The following is a 20,291-nucleotide window of genomic DNA, read 5'->3' on the forward strand; positions in this document are numbered from 1 at the left end:
GATTCGACGTCGAGTTCACTTCTTGACCTGCTTCGTGATCAAAAGATGACTTTTTGAACTACCTCTAGAAAGAAGGTGCCGCCCATGCTTCATCCTAAGTACCGCTGGGACCCGCTTCCCGCCGACGAAGAAGCCGCCCGTTTGCTCGCCGATCGGCTTAACCTCTCTCCGCTTGTCGCCTCGCTGCTGGTTACGCGGGGGATGGCGAAGCCGGAGGAGGCGGAGCTTTTTTTGAAAGGAACGGCCGCCGATCAACACGATCCGATGCTGCTTAGCGGCATGAAGGAAGCGGTCCCGAGAATTCGCCGGGCCGTGGAAAACGGGGAGCGGATCCTCGTGTACGGAGATTACGACGCCGACGGGGTATCCTCGACGACGCTGATGATTTGTTTGATGCGCAAGCTGGGCGCTACATACGAATACTATATCCCGCATCGTACCAAGGAAGGTTACGGTTTACATATTCCGGTTCTGGAGCAGGCTAGGCAGAAGGGGGTTACGCTGGTCGTTACCGTGGATACCGGCATCAGCGCGGTGGAACAGATCGCTTATGCCCGCGAGGAGGGCATGGACGTAATCGTGACGGACCATCACGAACCGCCGGCGGTGCTTCCGGAAGCCTACGCCTTAATTAACCCGAAGCTCCCCTTTTGTCCTTATCCGTTCAAGGGATTGGCCGGTGTCGGCGTCGCTTTCAAGCTGGCTAAAGCGCTGCTTGGGGATGACACCCCGGAATGCTGGACGGAACTGGTAGCGCTTGGAACGATCGCCGATTTGATGCCGCTGGTCGGAGAAAACCGCATGCTGGTCCGGGCCGGGCTCGTCGCGATGTCGCGATCGGCTTTTCCGGGAATGACCGCTTTGCTCGGAACCGCCGGCTGGTCCAAGGGCGAAGTGACCTCGACGGCGGTCGCATTCGGGCTGGCGCCGCGCATCAACGCCAGCGGGCGCATGAGCCACGCGGACCGGGCGGTCGCTTTGCTGACCGCCGAAAACGCGGACGAGGCCGAAACGATTGCCGAGGAGCTTGATGTGCTCAACAAGGAACGGCAGATGCTGGTGGAAAGCATGGTGCAGGAGGCGCTGCTGCAGCTCGAGGAGCAGACCGGTGACGCAGGTTTGCCGAATATCATCGTTGTGGCCGGAGAGGGCTGGAATGCCGGGGTCGTCGGCATCGTAGCCTCAAAGCTGTTGGAGCGGTACTTCCGTCCGACGATCGTGCTCGGAATTAATCCGGAAACCGGCGAATGCAAAGGCTCCGCCCGCTCCATTCCCGGCTTCGACATCTACGAGGCGTTAACCGATTGCGCCGATTTGCTCGACCATTTCGGCGGCCATCCGTCGGCGGCCGGCATGTCGCTGGGGCGCGGCAACCTGGCCGAATTTTCGCGTCGTCTCAATGCTTTCGCCGCCGGCAAGCTCCGGCCGGAGCATTTTGTACCCGTGATTACGACCGATTTGGAATGTTCGCTTAAGGAGATCACGTTATCGTCCATCGAGGAACTGGAAAGCCTGGCTCCGTTCGGGATGGCCAATACGTGTCCGCGCCTGCTGATCCGCGGCGTAAAGCTGGTGGAATGCCGGCAAATGGGCAAAGACGGCAAGCATTTGAAGCTGGTTGTCGGGCAAAACGGAGTGACCGTGGAGGCCGTAGCCTTCGGCAAAGGAGAGCTTGCGCCCCTGCTGGCGGAAGAGGCGGTTTTGGACATGGTGTGCGAAGCCGGAATTAACGAATGGAACGGCTCGCGCAAACCGCAGCTGATGATTCAGGATCTTGCGGTTTCCCATCTTCAGGTGTTCGATTACCGCGGTTCGCGGAATCCGGCTATGCAGTTGGAGCAGCTTAAGAGCACGCTCGTTCACCTGCCGGCGTATGAACGTGACATCCCCGCCGTGATCGCGGCTGGCTCGGGCCCTCAATTGCTTCAGCTTGGCGATTTGAAGGATACCTCGGTTTGGGTATATGATAAGGACGATGGCGTTCTGCCGGGCAACGCTTTGGCGGAATCGGTCGGCGCAAGCCGCGTTACGACGCTGTTTGTGCTTGAGCTGCCGGATGCCTCGGAAGGCTGGAGCCGGATGATGGCTGCGTTTGTGTCGTTGGAAAGAATTTATTTGCTGCATCCGCAGCGCTCGCCGCAGGAAAGAATCGAAACACCGTCCCGCGATCATTTCAAGCAGGTGTACGGCCTGCTGCTTAGGCTTGGCGGGGCGGCTCTGCGCGAAGAAGAAATAGTGGCGGCGCTGTTGAAACGGACCGGCTGGTCGAGGCGGATGCTGGAGCTAACGCTGGGCGTGTTCGAGGAACTGGGTTTTATCTCCAGAGCGTCGGGCTCCATCGCCGTCAACCCTTCTCCTTCCAAACGGCCGCTGGAAACCTCAAGCCGTTACCGGGAGTTCGGGCTGCTCGCCGAAATGGAGCAGATGCTGCTTCATGCCCGGGTTCCGGAAATTACCAAATGGATGTTAACCCGGATTAAAGGGGCTTCATAGATTAACTTAATCTAGTTTTAGAATGGTTTATCTTGCGGTATCAGAAAGGGCGGGGCCTATAAGCTTGTGCTCCCTGATATCTAAAAAATAATCAAAGCACTGCATATTACGTAGTTACGTAGGAGGAGATTGGATTGGATTATAAAGATTACATCCGGGTGATTCCAGATTTTCCCCAGCCCGGGATCAGCTTCAAAGATATTACGACCTTGCTTAACGACGGGGCTAAATACAAGCAGGCCATCGACGATTTGAAAAAGCTCGTTTCCGGCCTGAAGATCGACCTGATCGCCGGCCCTGAAGCGCGCGGTTTCGTCGTGGGGGCGCCGCTGGCGTATGCGCTTGGCGTCGGCTTCGTGCCGATCCGCAAAAGCGGCAAGCTTCCTTACAAGACGATTGAGGTGGAATACGATCTGGAGTACGGGAAGGACCGGCTGGCGATGCACAGCGACGCGGTGAAACCCGGCCAAAACGTGCTGATCGCCGACGACCTGTTGGCGACGGGAGGAACGATTTCGACTTCCGTAAGTCTTGTTCGCGAGCTGGGCGGCAACGTGGCGGGCACCGCGTTTCTGATCGAGCTTAGCGAATTGAACGGCCGGGCCAAATTGCCGGGCATCGAAGTATTTTCCCTTGTAACTTACTAAAATGAAAAAAAGGCCGAGCAGGATTTGTTCCTGGCTCGGTCTTTTATTAAATTTAGCGGTAGCAAGGGCAAGGGCCCGACCTTAAATCGACCTTGAAAACGGTCTTTACAAGCCAACTACTTCGAAGAAGGCCAACCGCCGGTCTCTTTACAATAGCGGCACTTTATGTGCTTATTATCCGGAGATTAGCATGGTCCTCGTCATTAGCGGCATTTTTTGCCCCTATTTTCCAGTGAAATGGCCAGAATGCGGGTAATGCCCGGCAATCCGGGCAAATAGGGGCATCAATTACCTTTATTTCTTTCATATAGAGGGAAACCGCTGGAATAACGGCATTTTTTACCGCTATTTCCGGCGGCAATGAAACTAAACCGCCGGTGCGTTTAGTCCGCTTTATGCGCGGCTTCTTCCTTTTCGTTCGACCAGCCCAGCACCTGAATCAGCTTGAAGAACAAGCTGAGCAGAACGCCGACGATCGTGGCCAGAGCCATTCCTTTCAGTTCGACGTTGCCCATCGTCAGCTTTGTTCCGCTGAGGCCGATGACGAGCACGACCGTGGCCAGCAGCATATTGGTAGGCTTGGAGAAATCGACCTTTTGCTCGACGAAAATCCGCAGGCCGGAGGCGGCGATGACGCCGAACAGCAGGAGCGAAACGCCCCCCATGACCGGTCCCGGAATGCAGGCGACGATCGCCGAAAATTTGCCCGAGAAGGAGAGCAGGATAGCAAAGATGGCCGCTCCGCCGATGACGAACACGGAATATACTTTGGTGAGCGCCATCACGCCGATATTTTCGCCGTATGTCGTGTTTGGCGTAGAGCCTACGAAACCGGACAGGATGGTCGAAATGCCGTTCCCGAGCAAAGAACGGTGAAGCCCCGGATCCTTGGACAAGTCTTTGCCGACGATATTGCTCGTGACGAGCAGGTGTCCGATATGCTCAACGATTACGACGAGCGCCACAGGGATGATCGTGATGATGGCCGGCAGGCTCCACTGCGGCGTGGTCACCGTCGGCAGCGAAATCCAATTCGCTGCGGCGATCTTGGCGGTATCGACTTGCCTCAGGACTAAAGCCAGCACATAACCGACGACGATCCCGATCAGGATATGTATGATTTTGGGGAATCCGCGGAACAGTACGGCGCCCAGCACGGTTACGCCCAGCGTAATCAGCGACAGCATGATGCTGGTCGGATCGGGGGTCCAAGGTTTGGCCGGATCGCTGTTGATCCAGCCGGCCATGCCCGCCGCCACCGGAATGAGCTCGAGGCCGATCAGCGCGACGATGGCGCCCATGGCCGCCGGAGGGAACACGACGTCAATCCACGCGGTGCCGGCATACTTGACCAGGAGCGCGATGACGGAGAAAATGACGCCGGTAACGATAAAAGCGCCGAGCGCCATGGCGTAACCGTTCCCCGGATTGTTCGTAAGGACCAGGGTCACCGGAGAGATAAACGCAAAGCTGGAACCGAGATAAGCGGGGATTTTCCCTTTACAGATCAAAATATAAAGCAAGGTGCCGATGCCGTTCATCAGCAGGATCATGCCGGGGTCGACGCCGAACAGGTTCGGGACGAGCACGGTGCTTCCGAACATGGCGAACAAATGCTGCAAGCTCAGCAGAACGCCGGGGCCGAAAGGAACTTTTTCGTTAACTTGAATTTCGCGTTGCAACCAGGACCACTCCTCTAAATTTAAACGTTCATAGGATAACTATCCTTAATAGATTAAATACATTGCCGTCATATTTCAACAAGAAATTACTTGGACGTGTCATTTTCCATAACATCTCCTGCCCGGCCATTTGACATGCATTGTGGTATCCGCCCATGCCGGAAAAGCCTGGAACCGCCGGACGGCCGGTAGTTGACGAGAGGGGGCGCAAGAGTCATAATTATAGGAAATCAAAATAAGGCGATTTATGCTCTTGTATGGGTTTTTTCAGCATATTTTCATATAGAAAGGAATCGAACGGGATCTCAATGGGCATAGAGCAATTACTCGAAAAGGCGTCTGCCTATATAAAGGAACCGGAGCTTCAGCGTATACGGGTAGCGTACGAGTTTGCGGAGCAGGCCCATCACGGACAGGTCCGCAAATCCGGAGAGCCGTATATTCTTCACCCCCTTGCGGTGGCCGATATCGTGGTTAACATGCAGATGGATGCACTGTCGATCATTGCGGCCTTGCTTCATGATGTCGTAGAGGACACTACCGTGTCCTTGAAAGAGATACAGGAACAATTCGGAAATGACTGCGCCCTGCTTGTCGACGGGCTGACGAAACTGGAACGGATCAAATTCAGATCCAAAGAAGAGCAGCAAAACGAAAACTACCGGAAAATGTTTATCGCCATGGCTCAGGACATCCGCGTGATCGTGATCAAGCTTGCGGACCGTCTGCACAATATGCGGACGCTGAAATATCAGTCGGAGGAGAGCCAGCGGCGGATCGCTTATGAAACATTGGAAATTTTTTGCCCAATCGCCAATAGATTGGGTATTTCCGCGATCAAATGGGAGATGGAAGATATCGCGCTAAGGTATCTCAATCCTCAACAGTACTACCGGATCGCCAACTTAATGCGCAAGAAGCGGGCCGAACGCGAGGAATACATCAAAAACGTCATCGCCCGCATCGCCGAAAAGCTGGAGGAAATGGGCGTGCAGGCCGATTTGTCCGGCCGGCCGAAGCATATTTACAGCGTATACAAGAAAATGACGACGAAAAACAAGCAGTTCAACGAAATTTACGATCTGCTGGCCATTCGCATCATCGTGGAAAATATCAAGGATTGCTATGCAACCTTGGGCATAATCCATACGTTGTGGAAACCGATGCCGGGGCGGTTCAAGGATTACATTGCGATGCCCAAGGCCAATATGTACCAGTCGCTGCACACGACGGTCGTCGGCCCTAACGGGGAGCCGACCGAGGTGCAGATCCGCACCTGGGAAATGCACCGGACGGCGGAATACGGGATCGCGGCCCATTGGGCTTATAAAGAGGGATCGGGCGACAACGGCCTGGTAAACAAAATTACGTTCTTCAACGAAATTTTGGAGCTGCAGCATGAGGCGAAGGACGCCTCCGAATTTGTGGAATCGCTCAAAATGGATTTCTTCTCCGACCTGGTGTTTGTGTTTACGCCGTCCGGGGAAGTCATCGAGCTGCCGGCCGGCTCCGTCCCGCTCGATTTCGCCTACCGGATTCATACCGAGGTGGGCAACCGGACGATCGGCGCCAAGGTGAACGGGCGCATCGTACCGCTCGACCATCGTCTGAAAACGGGCGATATCGTTGAGATTCTGACCTCGAAGCATTCCTACGGGCCAAGCCAGGATTGGCTTAAAATCGCCCAGTCCTCCCATGCCCGAAGCAAAATCAAGCAATGGTTCAAAAAAGAGAAGCGGGAGGAGAACGTCGAAAAGGGGCGCGAAGCGATCGAACGCGAACTGAAACGCGCCGGGATCGAGCCGCCTTCGTTTATGACGGACGAGAAGCTGCTCGAGGCGGCCAAGAAGTACGCTTTCAACGACATCGACGACATGCTGTCGGCCATCGGGTTTGGCGGCATTACCGCCTCCCAGATCGTCACCAAGCTGACCGAAAAGCTGCGCAAGGAGCAGGAGGAGGCTGCGGGCCATATCGAATTGACCTCCGAGGTCAAGGAAGTGAAGGCTCCGGAAGACCGCAAGCATCGTCCGACGAACGGTGTGGTCGTGAAAGGCATCGACAACTTGCTGGTGCGGTTTGCCCGCTGCTGCAATCCTGTGCCGGGCGACGAAATCGTCGGATACATCACCCGCGGCCGCGGGGTTTCCGTGCACCGCAGCGACTGCCCGAACATCCCGGCGGGAACCGATGGGGGAGAAGCGGCCCGCGTGATCGAGGTGGAATGGGAGAACGCGATCGAAGCGAATTACAACGTCGATATCGAGATTACCGGCCACGACCGCCGCAACTTCCTGAACGAAGTGCTGCAGGCGGTTTCGGAAAGCAAAACGAACATTTCGGCCGTGTCCGGCCGTTCGGATAAAAATAAAATGGTTTTTGTGCATATGACGATTTTGATCCGCAACACCGATCACCTGCAATCCGTGGTGGAGAAAATCAAGCGGGTCAAAGATGTGTATACGGTGCACCGGATTATGCAATAGCCGAGTTGAAAGGTGAAGACGATGAGAATTGTGGTTCAGCGCTGCCGGCAAGCCCGCGTCACGGTAGAGGGAGAAACGATCGGCTCCATCGGGCGGGGCTTAATGCTGCTGGTCGGCGTTACGCATGAGGATACGGAACGGGATGCCGCTTATTTGGCCGAAAAAATCGCCGGTTTGCGCATTTTTGAAGACGAAGCCGGCAAAATGAATCTTAGCGTGACGGATATCGGCGGAGCCATTTTGTCCGTGTCGCAGTTTACGCTGTACGGCGATTGCCGAAGCGGCAAGCGTCCGAGCTTCACTGCGGCCGCCCGGCCGGAAACCGCCGAGCCGCTTTACGAGCGGTTTAATGCGATGCTCCGGGAGAAAGGGCTGACGGTGGAAACCGGCAAATTCGGGGCCGACATGAACGTCGAGCTCGTCAATTGGGGGCCGGTCACGCTGATTTTGGACAGCCCTGGCGGAGCTTAAGCGCGAGCTTGTTGGGGCTTGTTCGAGCTTGCAGGACGACCTGACGCTCCGGCAGCGTTTCCAACCCTAACGGACACCAGCGCCGTTATTTCGATGAAGACGACCGTTTTCAAAATGTAACGGACACCACAGACCTTATTCGGTATTGATGTGCGCGTATCCGGCCTTTTTTGAGCAAATAGAGGCTCTCCTGTCCGTTAGAAATGAAAAAGAGCACTAGTGTTGCATTAACTTTCAATCTAGACAACTTGCAGCCCTGATCCATTTCAGATTTCCTGGGATCCAGACTTTCTGGGGAAATGATCATGTTTTCAAGCCGATAATGCGCCCGCCGGAAATCTAACGGTTGTGATCGCCGTTATTTGCCTGAATCTAAGCAAACTGAGCCGGATTTAAGTGAAATAAGCGCTCCGGCAACCGTTACAATTTGAAATCAACGTTTTTGGAACAAATAATGTTTGTGGCAACCGTTAGAATACCGGTGTGGCTAGAAAATGTATCTTGTCAGATTTAATGCAACGCCAGTGGAAAAAGAGCCTTTTTTCGGGCAAATAAGGTTGTCTAGTCCGTTAGCCTTCATGAGGTCGGATATCTGCTGCCGAAGAGGGATAATTGGGGCTTGCCGAGGGTACACTTGAGGGTACCAACAACGATGTCCTGAAGGAGCCCACAACCCTATGCGTCAATCGACAAAGTCCAAAGCTTGGCGGAGCGTTCCGCTGCTGGCGGCGGGAGACCGCGGTGAAGCCCGCATGCTGGCGCGTGCGGCGGAACCGGAAGCCTACGAGCTGATCCCGCGGGAGGTTAAGCCGTCCGCCGAGTGGCTTCCGCGCCCGGGAAGCTGAACGCTGTCATTATAGCGGTGGCGAGAAGTGGAAATAATAACAAAACGCAAGCGTAGGAGTAAAATGCTCTCCTGGCTTGCGTTTTTGGCTTTATCGGGCAATTCGCCACATTCGTCATAAACTCTCCCGATTCGGGCAATAACAAGCAAAGAATCGTTCGGCGATCGATGCTTACACCCGAGATGAAGGAGAGATGATCAAGCATGACCAAACATATCCAGGCTTATTTCCGAACCGAAGACCAGGTGGAGGGGGCGCGAATCGGCCTGCTCTCGTACGCGCCGAACCAGGTAGAGGCGGGGCATACGGACGACAGAACGGGCGAAGATAACAAGCTGCTGGTGCAACTGCTTCCCGTTCCCAATGGCTCGATGAATTCCGGCGGCACCGTTGGACTGCCGCTTCCCGGAACGCTGCGGGGCGGCCAAAGCGCGCTTCCGGTATTCGCTTTCGGTGACCGGGGGGCTGGCGACGCTTTGAACGGAGAGCACAGCGAGGCGGTGGCCGGCGAGCGGGAAATGGACCCGGCCCGGAACGTCGTGAATACCGGGGACGGGCCGGAAGGCTGGAAATATGTGCTCAGCGCGGCGGTAAAAGATGAGGATTACGACAGGATCGTGCAAAAATTGCGCGCCCACGGAGCGTATATTCCTATAGGTTAAGCCATGCTGTAATATAACTGTAATATTAGATTCATGATCCCTTAACATAAGCTGTTTATAATAACAGCATGACCCCCTTTTTAATACAATATATACCTTTGGACCTGCACCCCGTTGGTGACAGGTTTTTTTCTTTAATCCGACATTTTTGTTGAGCAGACTTGACTTTAGCGCGGTGGTTACATACAATCAAGAAATAACAGTTGATGTCACCCCCTGGTATGGGGCGCCAATTGAAATAAATAAATGTATGATAGCAATTCGATGACGGGACAGAGTAATTCGACCCCACACCCGCAGAGAGGGATCCCGAGTCTTCGTGGCGATAGGCGCTCTTTAGGAGCCGCTATCCGCTTATGAAGCAGGCTGGAAGGATTCCGGTGATGATTGAACGAAAGACTTCCCCGAGAACCGGCGGCGAAATGCGGTGAGCGGCACCTTAACAGGCTTCCGCTACGGCAAAGTAGACGTACGGCGTAGGCGGGCGATAACCGCTTAAAGCGAATCCCTTTTTCGCATGCAGCATTGCCGTTATCACGGCTGGTGTTGCACGAATCAGGAATTCGGAATGTGGGTGGCACCACGGGTGATTTGGAAACCAGTCTCTCGTCCCTGTTTGCATCAAACAGGAACGGGAGTTTTTTATTTTGATGAGCAATTTAGGATGGAGGATGAACTATGGCTTTTCAAAAACCGAAGGGCACGCAGGATTTGCTGCCGGGCACCGTCGAGAAATGGCAGTTTATTGAAGAGTCGGCCAGAGATATTTGCCGCCGCTTTAATTACCGTGAGATCCGCACGCCGATTTTCGAGCAAACCTCGCTGTTTGAGCGCGGTGTAGGGGAAACGACCGACATCGTCGAGAAGGAGATGTACACCTTCTTGGACAAGGGGGACCGGAGCATGACGCTGCGGCCGGAAGGCACGGCGGGAGTTGTTCGCGCTTATGTGGAGAACAAGCTGTTCGGAGAGCCGGACGTCAGCAAGCTGTATTACATCGGGCCGATGTTCCGCTATGAGCAGCCGCAGGCCGGCCGCCAGCGCCAGTTCCACCAATTCGGGATCGAGGCTTTCGGAGCGACGGACCCGGCGATCGACGCCGAAGTCGTGTCGCTGGGCTACGAGTTTTGCCGCGAGCTGGGACTTCAAGGCGTCAAAGTGGAAATCAACTCCGTGGGCAATCCGGCGAGCCGGGCCGCCTACCGCGAGCAGCTGCTTGCTTTCCTGCTACCGATGAAGGATTCCCTATGCAAGGACTGCCAATCGCGGATAGAACGCAACCCGCTGCGCGTGCTCGATTGCAAGGTGGATCAGGACAAATTCGCCGGGGCGCCTTCAATTCTCGACAGTCTGGATGAGGAATGCACGGCGCATTTCGCCAAAGTCCGCGAACTGCTGACCGCCATGGGGGTCGATTACGTTATCAATCCCCGGCTGGTGCGCGGGCTCGATTATTACACGCATACCGCCTTCGAATACAAAGCGCAGGGGATCGGTGCGATCGACACGATCGGCGGCGGCGGCCGCTACAACGGCCTGGTGGCCGAAGTGGGCGGTCCGGATCAGCCGGGCATCGGGCTTGCTTTAGGCCTGGAGCGGATCGCGCTGATCCTGGAAAAACAGGAGATCGGCATCGGCGCCGCCAAACCTCTCGACGTATATCTCGTCGCGCTCGGCGAGGCGGCCGACAAGGAGAGTACGACCCTGTTGTATAAGCTGCGGCAGGCGGGATTTTCCGCCGAACGCGACTATTTGGGGCGCAAAATGAAGGCGCAAATGAAGTCTGCCGACCGGATGCAAGCCCGCTATACGGCGATCCTCGGCGACGACGAGCTTGAGCGCGGAGAAATCGCCCTCAAATCGATGGAGAGCGGCGAGCAGCGCACCGTGAAGTTGAGCGAATTGATTCATGAGCTATCGTAATCAATAGATGACTTTTTAAACAACATATAATAAGGAGTGTTTTTACATGATGCAGCGTACTCATCATTGCGGCGCCCTCGGCACCGCGAATATTGGAGAAACCGTCACGTTAAACGGCTGGGTGCAAACCCGCCGCGACCTGGGAGGCGTCTTGTTTATCGACCTGCGCGACCGCAGCGGCATCGTGCAAATCGTGTTTAACCCGGCTTATTCCGGGGAAGCACTGCAAATTGCCGACAAGGTGCGGAGCGAATACGTGCTTGCCGTGAGCGGCAAGGTGGTGCAGCGGGACCCGGAGACGGTGAACCCGAACCTGCCGACAGGGCAAATCGAAGTACAGGTCACGGAAATCGAGGTGCTGAACGCCGCGAAAACGCCGCCGTTTTTCATTGAAGACGGCATCGAAGTGGACGAATCGCTGCGCCTGAAATATCGCTACCTGGACCTGCGCCGTCCGGAAATGCAGCAAACGCTGTGGCTGCGCTCGAAAGCGGCTAAAGTATTCCGCGACTTCCTCGATGCGGAAGGCTTCATCGAAATCGAAACGCCGATCCTGACCAAGAGCTCGCCGGAAGGCGCGCGCGACTATCTTGTGCCGAGCCGTGTGCACGAGGGCGAGTTTTTCGCCCTGCCCCAGTCGCCGCAGCTATACAAGCAGCTGCTGATGGTCAGCGGCGTGGAACGCTACTACCAGATGGCCCGCTGCTTCCGCGACGAGGACCTGCGCGCCGACCGCCAGCCGGAATTCACCCAGATCGACATCGAGACCTCGTTCCTGTCGCGGGACGATCTGCTCGATATGATGGAAAAGCTGGTTGTGCGCTTGTTCAAGGAAACGAAGGGCATTGACATTCCTACGCCGTTCCAGCGCCTGACCTACGCGGAAGCGATGGGCAAATACGGCTCCGACAAGCCGGATTTGCGCTTTGGTCTGGAGCTGGTGGACGTTAGCGATCTCGTGGCGAACAGCGGCGTGAAGGTGTTCTCTTCCGTCATCGAAAAAGGCGGGGAAGTCAAAGTGCTGAACGCCAAAGGCTGCGGCACCTGGAGCCGGAAGGACATCGACGACCTGGGACCGTACGCCGCCCGCTACGGCGCGAAAGGCCTCGCCTGGATTCAAGTGAAGGAAGGCGAATTCCGCGGCCCGATCGTGAAGTTCTTCACCGAAGAGGAAATCGCCGCGGTGAAGGAACGCACCTGCGCGGAAGAAGGCGACCTGCTGCTGTTCTCCGCCGACAATAAAAAGGTCGTCGCCGACGTGCTTGGCGCGCTGCGCCTCAAAATCGGCCGCGACCTGGGCCTGATCGACGACAGAGTCTATAAATTCGCCTGGGTGGTGGACTTCCCGCTGCTCGGCTGGGACGAGGAGCAGAAACGGTACGTTGCCGAACACCATCCATTCACTCGTCCGCGCGACGAAGATCTGCCTTTGTTCGACACCGATCCGGGCAAAATTTTGGCCCAGGCCTACGACCTCGTGCTGAACGGCTACGAAGTGGGCGGCGGCTCGATGCGGATTTACCGGCGCGACGTTCAGGAGAAGATGTTCAATGCGATCGGCCTGTCGCCGGAAGAAGCCCAGGACAAATTCGGCTATCTGCTCGATGCGTTCGAATACGGCACGCCGCCGCATGGCGGAATCGCCTTCGGTTTCGACCGCCTGGTGATGCTGCTTGCCGGACGTTCGAACCTGCGCGAAACGATCGCCTTCCCGAAAACGGCGAGCGCGACCGATCTGCTGATGAACGCGCCTTCCGAAGTGGACGGGTCGCAGTTGGAGCAGCTGCATATCAAGCTTGCCGTCAAACCGGCCGAAGCGAAGAAATAAACAACATGAAATGCCATACATGCCATATTTCGGGAGGTGCTTAGACCATGCTTCATCAATTTTCACGGACCGAGCTGGCGATCGGGGCGGAAGGGCTGGACGTATTGAAAAAAAGCACCGTCGCCGTGCTCGGCATCGGCGGGGTCGGTTCGATCGCCGTCGAAGCTTTGGCCCGGACGGGGATTGGCCGCATCATCCTAATCGATAAGGACGTCGTCGACGTTACCAACATCAACCGCCAAATCCATGCGCTGACGACGACGATCGGCCAGAAGAAGGCGGATCTGATGTGCGAGCGGGTCAAGCTGATCAATCCGGAGTGCGAAACGATCGCCCTGAATATGTTTTACACGGAAGAAACGTACGAGGAATTGTTCAAATATGAAATCGACTACGTGCTTGACGCTTCCGATACGATCAAATACAAAATCCACCTTATCAAGGAGTGCCTGAAGCGCGGGATTCCGATTTTGTCCAGCATGGGCGCGGCCAATCGAATGGACCCGACCAAGTTCCAAGTGGCTGACATTTCCAAGACTCACATGGACCCGATGGCCCGCGTCATCCGCGCGAAATTGCGGGAAGAAGGCATCCGCAAAGGGGTCAAGGTCGTTTTCTCCACGGAGCAGCCGGTCAAGCCGCGCGCCGATGTCACGAAAAAGATCGTGCCGGAAAACGCTCCGCAAATCCGCAAAGCGAAGCAGCCGCCGGCGAGCAACTCGTTTGTCCCGCCGGTGGTGGGGCTGATCATGGTCAGCGTCGCCGTCCGCGAGCTGCTGGAACGCGGTGGAGTGCGCGTATGAACGAGGCGCTGGCGAAAAAGCTGCGTTTGCCCGAAGCCGGCGCCCGGAGTTTGGTGCTGAACGCTCCGGAAGGTTATTTGGGCGAGCTTGGCCTGGGGCCGGATCACGCCGTGTACGACGGGAAGCTGGCCGGGAGTTACGACTTCGTGCAGATGTTTTTCCGTTCGATCGGGGAAGTGGAGAACCGGGCCGGCGCGGCGCTTGACGCGGTCAAACCGGACGGGCTGCTGTGGTTGTGTTACCCGAAGGGCGGCGCCAAAGCGGGTACGGATCTGACCCGGGACAAGGGCTGGGAGACGGTGAAGGCGGCCGGATTTGAGGGAATCGCCCTCGTCTCCGTGGACGAGGTGTGGTCCGCCATGCGTTTCCGTCCGGCTGAATTGGTGAAGGCTGCACGGTCGTCGTCCCGGCGTGGCGCGGGGAGCGGAGCGGCTCCGGCTAAGAAGCCGGCCCAGCCGGTAGAGGCCCCGGAGGATTTGACGGCCGCTTTGCGCGATCATCCGCAGACCGCCGCTTTTTTTGACGGGCTCGCCCCTTCCCACCGCAAGGCTTACATTGAATGGATATCGGAGGCCAAGCGGGAAGAGACGCGGCAGAGCCGGATTGTCAAAACGGTAGAAAAGCTGGAGCAGGGGCTGAAGCGCCCGAGCGACAAAGCGTAAGGTTCGTATTGCGTGTTTTTACAAACATCAGGTCGTACGAGGCATAGTGTCCTTAGGCGGCTGCCGGACATAAGCGCAGGTTTGATGACAACATCGAATCTGCGCTTTTTAGCGCGCCTGGGTTATTTGTGCCTGTTTTGCCGGGGAAGTTCGCCTTTTTTTCGCCGTAGTGATATAATGAGGTTTCTCTGGCTCCGGATCATGGGAAAATAGCGGATGGCGGGCGTTTCGACTGCCCTGCGGTTGACCGGCGGAGTACATCAATCTTAGGAGGTAACTGAAAGTGGAACATTTTCAAAGTGCCTATCAAGAAGAAAAGGCGCGGCTAGATCGCACCCTGGAAGAGATCGAAAGGCAGCTGAAAGAGCTGCGCAGCATCCCCGTATACACGGGGCATGATTTTACGGAGCAACTGCTTGAGGCAAACCGCGAATCGCAAAGGAAACAGCTGGAGCAGTCGGAGCGTGAGCCTTATTTCGGCCGGCTTGATTTTGCGGAAGCGGGCAGAAAACGGACGCCGATCTATATCGGCAAAGTGGGCGTCGGCGACCCGGAAGCGGGGCACCCGCTCGTTATCGATTGGCGCGCGCCGATCGCCAGTTTGTTTTATTCTTTTACCGGCGGGGATGAGGCTTCTTATCTTGCTCCCGAAGGCTTGATTGACGGACTGGTGTACCTGAAACGCAACATCGTGATTCGCAAGGGCATTCTCGAACGGGTGGCGGATACGTACGACCGCGACAGCGACGGACCGGCCGTAAGCGACGAGTTTCTCGTGTACCGGCTCGGCGAAAATAAGGATAATCGGCTTCGCGATATCGTTTCGACGATCCAGGCCGAGCAGGATCAAATTATCCGTGCGGCCAAAAATACGGCGTTGATCATCCAGGGGGTCGCCGGCAGCGGGAAAACGACCGTGGCGCTGCATCGGCTGGCCTTTTTGCTGTACCAGTACAAAGAGCAGATTTCTGCGGAACGGCTGGTCATTTTTGCGCCGAATCATATGTTTATCGACTACATTTCCGAAGTATTGCCCGAACTGGGGGTCGGGGATATCCAGCAAAATACGTTCAGCGATTGGGCGGCCCGGGTGCTTGGCTTGGAGGAGGGGCCGTCTGACGGGACGGAAGCGCTGTCGCACTGGTTTGACGGAGACTGGCCGGGACAGCCGCAAGGGCGGAGCCAGGCGGAAGGACAGGCGCAGGAGCAGAAGCTGAGGCAGGGGATCGCGCAGTGGCAGGCTCAGACGAAGGATCAGGCGGAAGAGCAGGATCAGGTGAAAGAGCAGGTACCAGCACAGGGGCTGGGACGGAAGCAGATGCATGGGGGCGCCCAGGTTCAGGAAAGCCCGGACGATAACAAGCTGCCCGGCCGGTTTAAAGGCTCCATGCATTTTAAGTCGTTAATCGATGCCTATCTGGAAAACCTGGAGTCCATCTGCGTGCCCGAAGGGGACTTTGAGCCTTGGGACGGGGCGTGTTTATCCCGGAAGGAGATCATCGGCTGGTTTGAAGGCGAATACCGCCATTACCCGGTCGCCCGGCGCAAGGAACGGGTGCTGGCGCGGATTCACCGCTGGATCGAAATGGAGCTGAAGAAGCCGTCTTCCGCGGCGGCGCTGAAGGAACGCAAAAAGAAGGCGCAGCAGCGGGAAAAAGCATACGCCAAAAAGTGGCCTGAGCTCGCTCCGCTTAACCTGTACCGGGGTCTGTTTGGCATCCGGAGGAGCGGCGGGACGGCGGACTCGGGCCTTGCGGATATGGCGGGGCGGATTCCGCGGGAGATTTGGCGGGAAACGCAGGGCTATTTGAAGAAAAACAACCTTAAGGAAGAAGATCTGCCCGCACTGTTGTATCTGTACTCCGTGGTCAACGAAATCGACGGGAAAATGACCTTCGACCATGTGGTGATCGACGAGGCCCAGGATTTTTCGCCGTTTCAGGTGTATGTGCTGGACCGGTTCGTCAAAGGGCATTCGTTTACGATCCTGGGAGACTTGTCGCAGGGCATTCACTATTACAAAGGCGTAAGAAGCTGGGAGGAAATGCAGAACCTGTTCCGTCCGGAGGAGACGGCTTACTTTGCGTTGACCCGAAGCTACCGCTCGACAATGGAGATCATTGAGTTCGCCAACGAAATATTGAAGCGGGGCGTGGGAACGGATTTGCTTGCCGTCCCGGTGTTCCGCAGCGGGGAGCCGGTGCGGCTGCTGCCGGCGGCCGGAGAACGGCGCTTCGGCGCAATCCGTTACGCCTTGGACAAGGCGCTGTCGGGCACGTACCGGACGGTGGCGATTCTGACGCGGACGATGCGCGAAGCGGAGGAACTGCATGAGGAACTGCATAAGGGACTGACGAAGAACGGTACCGAGATCAACCTGATTAACGGGGAACTCAAGGAATATGCCGGCGGGGTGTCGGTGCTGCCCGTGTATTTGTCCAAAGGGCTGGAATTCGACGCAGTGATCGTGACGGACGTCGACCCGCTTCACTACGGGCCGGAGGAAGCCAAGCTTCTTTACGTCGGCTGCACCCGCGCGCTGCATGAGCTGTGGCTGCTGCATGGCGACGAGCTGCCGGACTACGTTCCCGGAGAAGACACTGACTTCGCCGTCCGCGCGGCTGTGGAGGGATTTTGATCTGCGGTCCCTGAAGTTTAGGGGCCCGAGTTTAGCGCCCCAGGCGACCGTGAGATGAAACCATTAGGCGAGTTGATTAGGCGTGCGTGGCGCGTCACGGACTGAAATGTAGGGATTAAAATGACCTGAGCGACTATTAGCATGAAATCACTCCAAGCGGCCTCATTTGGAGCCGAATAGCGCCTGCTGAGACCGTTACGTCAGGAAATACCCGGGAATTGTGCGAATAACCTCGCGGAGTACGGTGGGATGAGAGCGTCGTCGATGTCCTGCTTTTTCAGCCAGGTCAACAGGAAGTGGCGTAGCCTGTGTGGCGAAAGGTGTCTTGGTATCCCTGCCTGCTGCTTTGCACGATTATTCCTTTTGTTCAGGGGGGGAGAGGATGGGGGCTATTCACGGTCTTTTCATTTTTCCCGGTGTCTTGCCCCATTCCTCCCGTCAGGTCTGCTTCACTTCTCCTAACCTCCTGCTCACAAACCTGTCTAACGATCTCGAACATGTCTGCTTCTCTTAAACATATTTTTCTCCTGAATTTATCTTCCTCTCTGCTTCCGGATCAAACGGGATAATCGTGCAAAGCGTCCGGACAGCGGATATTGATCTGCCGACCAAGCACCGGCCTTCCCTGTCAAGCGCTGATTATTAGGTTGAGCCGATTTTCTCGCATTCCCCGATCCGTATATTTTTTCTTCCACGACGATTCAAACAATAAACCGCAGTTTTTTCCTCATCGCATCAGCATGCATGGCCAATAGCTCTTTGAATGATTGCGGGAACGGAACAATTCGAGCTTTTCCACCCTTCCCTTTATTGATGGTTATTTGCCAGTAGTGAAAAATCAATTTCCGAAAGCCGTACATTGACCAGTTCGCTTACCCGGATACCGGTATACGTTCGCAAGGCTGGAACAAACTTTTGCAGGTAGGGTGTTGAAAAAAACTTGATATTATTCCCTCAATCTCCGAGCTTTTTTACCTTCTCTAACCTTAATCTAAAATATGCTGTTTAAAAGGGAATCGTAATCTTTAAGTCTCTTTATACTATCTTCATATGGGTAACATTCTGTCAATTTAGGAAATACCCTTCGCTTTGGGGGGGATTCTAATTTTATCCATTCGTTTGCACCTGGTGACAGTTACGCTGGCATTACCCCTTACTGGATGCATATCTCGCTTCCGCATGTTCGCTCCTTTGCTAAGGAACGGCTGCTTTAGCGGAGGATGAACCGCAAAAGTGCATTTCATTTTTCGTATATTCACGTTTTAGAGCGATTAAAATGCAAAGTGCATCTGTTTTGCGGACATTTGATCAAAAAGTAGCTATTGACCGGAAATGAACTATACATTTGCATTTGAACTGCCCGCTTCGAGGAATTTCGACGAAAATCGCATGCACTTTTGCATTTCGTGCGGTGATGGTCTCAGTGGGTACCAGGGACCCCGATGCAGATGTGTTGATCCGAACCTAACCATGGGCCGGGATTTTTTCATCGGTCAGCGGGGCCGGCCCTCGATAAAATCCTCCAGGTCTTGGTCCGCTTTGCTTTGATTGCACAAATTGCAGGCGCAGACGCAGTTTACCGGAGTGGTGTGGCCGCCTTTCGCTTTGGGCAGCAGATGGTCGATCGTGTCCCCGTATTCCCCGCAAAAAAAGCAGGTATAGTTGTCGCGGGTGAGAATATAATTGCGAAACGCTTTGTTGGTGTAGAGGCGCCGGATCGTATGCGGGTTGACGACCACGGCGGCATGCTCGCGGACGAGCGTTACGGCCAATTCAAAGTCGACCTCCTGCTGCCAGCGGCGGCCTTTGTCGGTCCGTCCGCGCATACGGATCATCCCGTTGCGGTTCGGGCGCAACGTCCGCACGTCCGGCCCCTCCGCCCGCGGCGGCGGTGCCGGCAGCGCACGTTTGATCCGGCGCTTCGGCGTCGTCCCGTGAACCGCCGGCAAGGAGGCCGCTTTGGCGTCCCGTCTAGCCGAAGCGGCTCCCGCAACGTCATCGCCTGCTTTGGGAACGATTTCATCAGCCTTGCGGCTGTGCCGAGCAGCTTCTTTGCTCTTGTCAGGCCTGCCGCTCTGCCGCGCCGCCTGGGCCTGGGCAGCGCCGGCATCGGCCGTCACGGCAAGTCCTACAGCGGGTGATTCCACGCTCCTAGGCTTTTCCTGGACCATGCGGGCCTGCTGCTTCCGAAGCGACCGGCAGCTTCGGCAGGCGCCGCGGCGCGAGCCTTTGCCGGAGCGTTTGCCGGTGCGCCGGAGGAACTCGGAAACCGGTTTTGCTTCGCCGCAGTAGGCGCAGGTTTTTGTCGCCGGCACCGGCGCGTTTCGGCGCATATCTGGTCTTTGCTCTTCCATGTTGTCCCGGCGGAAAGACGGGGCATGCTGCTGTGTCAATGGTGTCACCTCGGTTTCGGATAAGCGGCGTATCCTGCTTTAGTCATATTTTCATTATACCTGATCGAAAATATAAATATAGCCAAGACCGCGGGTCTTGGCTTCGCATATGGTTAATTTATCGTAGAACCAAGCTGCTGGCTTTCCGCCTCGGCTGCGGGGCGGGACCTTTATACCCGCGTTTACTCCGTTACCGCTGCCTGGGGTCTGAGCGCTCGCATTTTGGTCAAAATTTTTCGGATACTTTCATCGGATAAATGGTATTTGGCGGCTAAATCCCGTACGGAACACCCTGTATGGTGAAGCCGGTAAATCTCTTCGTTTCGTTTGGCGATGGACGTGCGCGATCCGCTCAATTCACCCCATAACGCTCTTGTCCGTTCCGGTTTCGGGATGTACAGCAGCTCGCCTTGAATGTAGTTCTGGAGCTCCTGCAGCAGCCTAGGGGGAAGAACATCCTTCCCATTTTTGTAGTTCACGATCATGTACCTCCTTATTTCGTGGTCCGTTTTCCATAGTTGTTACGATATAAGTCAGCATGGCCGTAAATCCCCCTTTCAGCTTGGAATAATATTGAAAAATTCAACTTAGGATCTATCATAACACAGTCATCATCTAAACGGAAATAAGGGGAGCTGTTTCCAGCCCCCCGTTTTTTTGCGGTTTCCGCTTACGCGGAAGCCACCTCACTCACTGAAATCACTTCGATCAGCCCCCTTTCCCGTGATTCGTCGGCCCGACATCTATATTAACTCATA

The 20,291-nt window shown here is 55.8% G+C and carries 14 protein-coding genes; 11 read left to right on the top strand and 3 right to left on the bottom strand.

Features of this window, described 5'->3' with window-relative positions; translation table 11 throughout:
- The first annotated feature begins 84 nt into the window (after window positions 1-84).
- Together recJ and DYE26_RS31420 are read left to right on the top strand one after the other, a co-directional pair.
- On the top strand, window positions 85-2,493 hold the full coding sequence (gene recJ / locus DYE26_RS31415; RefSeq protein WP_036620634.1) for a single-stranded-DNA-specific exonuclease RecJ: 2,409 nt from the start codon (window positions 85-87) through the stop codon (window positions 2,491-2,493).
- Window positions 2,494-2,627: 134 nt separating this feature from the next.
- Complete coding sequence (locus tag DYE26_RS31420) at window positions 2,628-3,140, top strand: adenine phosphoribosyltransferase (RefSeq protein ID WP_036620637.1); 513 nt, start codon at window positions 2,628-2,630, stop codon at window positions 3,138-3,140.
- A gap of 383 nt (window positions 3,141-3,523) precedes the next feature.
- Here DYE26_RS31420 and uraA read toward each other — a convergent pair whose 3' ends face one another.
- Complete coding sequence (gene uraA, locus DYE26_RS31425) at window positions 3,524-4,822, bottom strand: uracil permease (protein WP_036620640.1); 1,299 nt, start codon at window positions 4,820-4,822, stop codon at window positions 3,524-3,526.
- A 308-nt stretch (window positions 4,823-5,130) separates the two neighbouring features.
- Between uraA and DYE26_RS31430 the strand changes: the two genes are divergently transcribed.
- The 9 genes from DYE26_RS31430 to DYE26_RS31465 all read left to right on the top strand — a co-directional run bounded on the left by DYE26_RS31430 (window position 5,131) and on the right by DYE26_RS31465 (window position 17,140).
- Window positions 5,131-7,308 (top strand): RelA/SpoT family protein, encoded by a 2,178-nt coding sequence (locus DYE26_RS31430; protein WP_036627716.1) that lies wholly within the window; start codon window positions 5,131-5,133, stop codon window positions 7,306-7,308.
- Between the two features lie 21 nt (window positions 7,309-7,329).
- Window positions 7,330-7,779, top strand: a complete 450-nt coding sequence (gene dtd / locus DYE26_RS31435) for a D-aminoacyl-tRNA deacylase (protein WP_036620643.1) — start codon at window positions 7,330-7,332, stop codon at window positions 7,777-7,779.
- A 677-nt stretch (window positions 7,780-8,456) separates the two neighbouring features.
- Window positions 8,457-8,624 (top strand): hypothetical protein, encoded by a 168-nt coding sequence (locus DYE26_RS33695; protein ID WP_164815308.1) that lies wholly within the window; start codon window positions 8,457-8,459, stop codon window positions 8,622-8,624.
- A gap of 203 nt (window positions 8,625-8,827) precedes the next feature.
- Window positions 8,828-9,286, top strand: coding sequence for a hypothetical protein (locus tag DYE26_RS31440; protein WP_036620645.1), 459 nt, complete (start codon window positions 8,828-8,830; stop codon window positions 9,284-9,286).
- 678 nt (window positions 9,287-9,964) lie between these two features.
- A complete protein-coding gene (hisS, locus tag DYE26_RS31445) occupies window positions 9,965-11,209 on the top strand; it encodes a histidine--tRNA ligase (RefSeq protein ID WP_036620647.1) in 1,245 nt (414 codons plus the stop codon).
- Window positions 11,210-11,258: 49 nt separating this feature from the next.
- Complete coding sequence (gene aspS, locus DYE26_RS31450; RefSeq protein ID WP_036627717.1) at window positions 11,259-13,037, top strand: aspartate--tRNA ligase; 1,779 nt, start codon at window positions 11,259-11,261, stop codon at window positions 13,035-13,037.
- Window positions 13,038-13,084: 47 nt separating this feature from the next.
- Window positions 13,085-13,840: a tRNA threonylcarbamoyladenosine dehydratase gene (locus tag DYE26_RS31455; protein WP_036620648.1), complete on the top strand. Its 756-nt coding sequence runs from the start codon at window positions 13,085-13,087 to the stop codon at window positions 13,838-13,840.
- Entirely contained in the window at window positions 13,837-14,502 is a 666-nt protein-coding gene (locus tag DYE26_RS31460; protein WP_051985320.1) for a YdeI/OmpD-associated family protein, read from the top strand. Before DYE26_RS31455 ends, DYE26_RS31460 begins: the two co-directional genes overlap by 4 nt.
- Before the next feature lie 283 nt (window positions 14,503-14,785).
- A complete protein-coding gene (locus DYE26_RS31465; RefSeq protein WP_036620652.1) occupies window positions 14,786-17,140 on the top strand; it encodes a HelD family protein in 2,355 nt (784 codons plus the stop codon).
- Window positions 17,141-18,633: 1,493 nt separating this feature from the next.
- On the opposite strand, the gene DYE26_RS31475 is transcribed toward DYE26_RS31465, so the two are convergent.
- Both DYE26_RS31475 and DYE26_RS31480 read right to left on the bottom strand, forming a co-directional pair.
- Window positions 18,634-19,473 (bottom strand): HNH endonuclease, encoded by an 840-nt coding sequence (locus DYE26_RS31475; RefSeq protein ID WP_371861002.1) that lies wholly within the window; start codon window positions 19,471-19,473, stop codon window positions 18,634-18,636.
- A gap of 242 nt (window positions 19,474-19,715) precedes the next feature.
- The gene (locus tag DYE26_RS31480; RefSeq protein WP_036627728.1) at window positions 19,716-20,012 is read right to left on the bottom strand and encodes a CD3324 family protein; all 297 of its coding nucleotides are present in this window, start codon (window positions 20,010-20,012) and stop codon (window positions 19,716-19,718) included.
- Window positions 20,013-20,291 lie beyond the last annotated feature (279 nt).

Source organism: Paenibacillus macerans, from assembly GCF_900454495.1.
Lineage (GTDB): Bacteria > Bacillota > Bacilli > Paenibacillales > Paenibacillaceae > Fontibacillus > Fontibacillus macerans.

What these genes read in the sequence shown, in the direction of transcription:
- DYE26_RS31455 (WP_036620648.1), top strand. Translation starts at nt 13,085, where the DNA reads ATGCTTCATCAATTTTCACGGACCGAGCTGGCGATCGGGGCGGAAGGG.
- DYE26_RS31440 (WP_036620645.1), top strand. Translation starts at nt 8,828, where the DNA reads ATGACCAAACATATCCAGGCTTATTTCCGAACCGAAGACCAGGTGGAG.
- aspS (WP_036627717.1), top strand. Translation starts at nt 11,259, where the DNA reads ATGCAGCGTACTCATCATTGCGGCGCCCTCGGCACCGCGAATATTGGA.
- dtd (WP_036620643.1), top strand. Translation starts at nt 7,330, where the DNA reads ATGAGAATTGTGGTTCAGCGCTGCCGGCAAGCCCGCGTCACGGTAGAG.
- recJ (WP_036620634.1), top strand. Translation starts at nt 85, where the DNA reads ATGCTTCATCCTAAGTACCGCTGGGACCCGCTTCCCGCCGACGAAGAA.
- hisS (WP_036620647.1), top strand. Translation starts at nt 9,965, where the DNA reads ATGGCTTTTCAAAAACCGAAGGGCACGCAGGATTTGCTGCCGGGCACC.
- DYE26_RS33695 (WP_164815308.1), top strand. Translation starts at nt 8,457, where the DNA reads ATGCGTCAATCGACAAAGTCCAAAGCTTGGCGGAGCGTTCCGCTGCTG.
- DYE26_RS31430 (WP_036627716.1), top strand. Translation starts at nt 5,131, where the DNA reads ATGGGCATAGAGCAATTACTCGAAAAGGCGTCTGCCTATATAAAGGAA.
- DYE26_RS31475 (WP_371861002.1), bottom strand. Translation starts at nt 19,473, where the DNA reads ATGCGCCGAAACGCGCCGGTGCCGGCGACAAAAACCTGCGCCTACTGC.
- DYE26_RS31460 (WP_051985320.1), top strand. Translation starts at nt 13,837, where the DNA reads ATGAACGAGGCGCTGGCGAAAAAGCTGCGTTTGCCCGAAGCCGGCGCC.